This window comes from Sphingobacterium paludis (assembly GCF_004364125.1).
Taxonomy (GTDB): domain Bacteria; phylum Bacteroidota; class Bacteroidia; order Sphingobacteriales; family Sphingobacteriaceae; genus Sphingobacterium; species Sphingobacterium paludis.
Window position 1 is genome coordinate 1 of record NZ_SNZV01000022.1, and the last position, 2,177, is coordinate 2,177.

Below are 2,177 nucleotides of genomic sequence, written 5' to 3' on the forward strand. Positions count from 1 at the left end.
AATGGACTAAGTCCGTGGTTATACGCTAAAGAATATTTAGTTTCTTAATGCGTATTTTTATATTTATTCAATGTTTGAAAAATGGGAAGGCTTCACCGCATAACTTGTTATAAGTAATTTAAAGTTGCAAAGATCCAACTCAGAACAGATACATATGCGCAGCTAAAATAACAATTATATTTATCTGATGTCAATGAAAAATATTAATCGAATTATTTTTAGGTGTGAGTGAACTGATGGTTAGTATAAAGTGATATATTTCGTAGGGAGGAACTTCTTCTGTCCCAAAAAACGAACGCATTTATTAGTAATGTATAGATGTCCATCTTGACGACTTAATTTGATCAACAGTCGCCGTTTCTGATATCTATAATACAATCTGCTAGAAGCTTTTTGACAGTCCTCAGCTGTCGCATCTTCTCTTCAATCTCTTTAATTTTAATACTAACAATATCTATTTTTTGTTCTACTGAAAGTCGCCTATCAAACCAACTTTCTAGTAATTTCTTAATTTCTGAAAGTGTGAAACCCGCTGTCTTAGCTTCTTTTATTAGTGTAATTTTCTCAAGCAAGCTTTCATCATAATCCTTGTAGTTGTTTGTCTTCACACTTTCATCTGAGTAACCTTTAAATAAGCCAAAGTTTTCATAATACCGCAAAGTCGGGATCGATATACCACTCCGTTTTGATAATTCGCTGATCAGCATTTGTTTTCCTTAATGTGAATAAATAAATTACTAGTATATAGTATACTTCATACTTGTATGTTTCAAATATACCTTTTAGTTTTGGCTGCAGGAAGTAATCTAATTGTATTTTTAATAGTCGGATACAATATCCAAAGATATGAGTGACAAACGCAGAGGAAAATTAAAAAGAGTGATGATAATAGCAATCATAATCATAGCTGTACTAACGGCAGCTACATTTGCTTATATGCAACAAAGTAAATTCGGGAAGCATCCAACTGGGGCTAGGTTAGAAAGAATCAAACGTTCACCGCACTACAGAGATGGACAATTTCAGAATTTACATAAAACGACAACACTTGTTGAAGGGCATAATTACTTTGAGGTGCTTTATGATTCCTATATTAAGCGAAAACCCCGAAAATATCCTATAGAACTTATTCCATCCGTGAAGACAGACCTAATTAACCTTGAATTGGACTTGGATGTACTAGTCTGGTTTGGGCATTCTTCGTATTTTATGCAAATTGATGGGAAGCGAATTTTGGTCGATCCAGTTTTCAGCGGCAATGCGTCGCCCATACCTGGAACTGTAAAATCATTTCAAGGTACAGATATTTATAGTATAAATGATTTGCCTTATATTGATTTCTTATTTATTTCACACGATCATTATGACCATGTGGACTACGAAACATTAGTTGCTTTAAAAAGGAAAGTGGGAAAGGTAATTTGTGGCTTGGGGGTAGGTGAGCATTTTGAGCATTGGGGATATGAAGCCACTAGAATTGTGGAAGGAGATTGGGGGGATCGTATCACATTGGATGACGGTTTTACAACTTTTGTGGAAACTGCAAGACATTTTTCCGGAAGAGGTTTTGCTACAAACAAGACGCTATGGGCATCTTTTTTACTTCAGACCCCGACGATGAAAATTTACATAGGTGGTGACAGCGGATATGACAATCATTACATAGATATTGGGAAAAAACATGGATTTGTAGATTTAGCTATATTAGATAACGGTCAATATAATGAAGCTTGGCAATATATTCATCTTTTGCCCAAAGATGTGCTACAAGCAGCTCAAGATTTGCACGCCAAACGTATTTTACCCGTTCATTCATCGAAGTTTGTACTAGGTAGTCATGATTGGGATGAACCCTTAGCAAAAATCACAGAACTAAATAAGTCGTACAACATGTTGATAGCTACACCGATGATTGGCGAAGTGGTCAACCTGAAAGATATGAAACAAAAATTTGCACCGTGGTGGTCTGGAATCAGATAGTGGCATCCAAATAGCTGAATAATTTATCGTTCATAGATCCCACTGTATTAAAGGAGTAATACAACAATGACAAGTATTAGATAGGCTTTTTAAGACTGTTTATTTGTCTCCTATGTTTGTGTCAAGCAAATGTAGAAGACATTTTTTGTTTTATAGATTTGTTTTATAGTGAGAAAAGGAAGAGTTAAAATTTGTCT

2 protein-coding genes are annotated in these 2,177 nt (G+C 34.8%); one reads left to right on the top strand and one right to left on the bottom strand.

The features are described from left to right. Positions 1 to 344: 344 nt before the first annotated feature. The gene (locus B0I21_RS19945) at positions 345 to 707 is read right to left on the bottom strand and encodes a MerR family transcriptional regulator (protein WP_133642256.1); all 363 of its coding nucleotides are present in this window, start codon (positions 705 to 707) and stop codon (positions 345 to 347) included. Positions 708 to 846: 139 nt separating this feature from the next. Here B0I21_RS19945 and B0I21_RS19950 point away from each other — a divergent pair, with 139 nt between their 5' ends. Beyond that, positions 847 to 1,980, top strand: coding sequence for an MBL fold metallo-hydrolase (locus B0I21_RS19950; protein WP_243836307.1), 1,134 nt, complete (start codon positions 847 to 849; stop codon positions 1,978 to 1,980). Positions 1,981 to 2,177 lie beyond the last annotated feature (197 nt).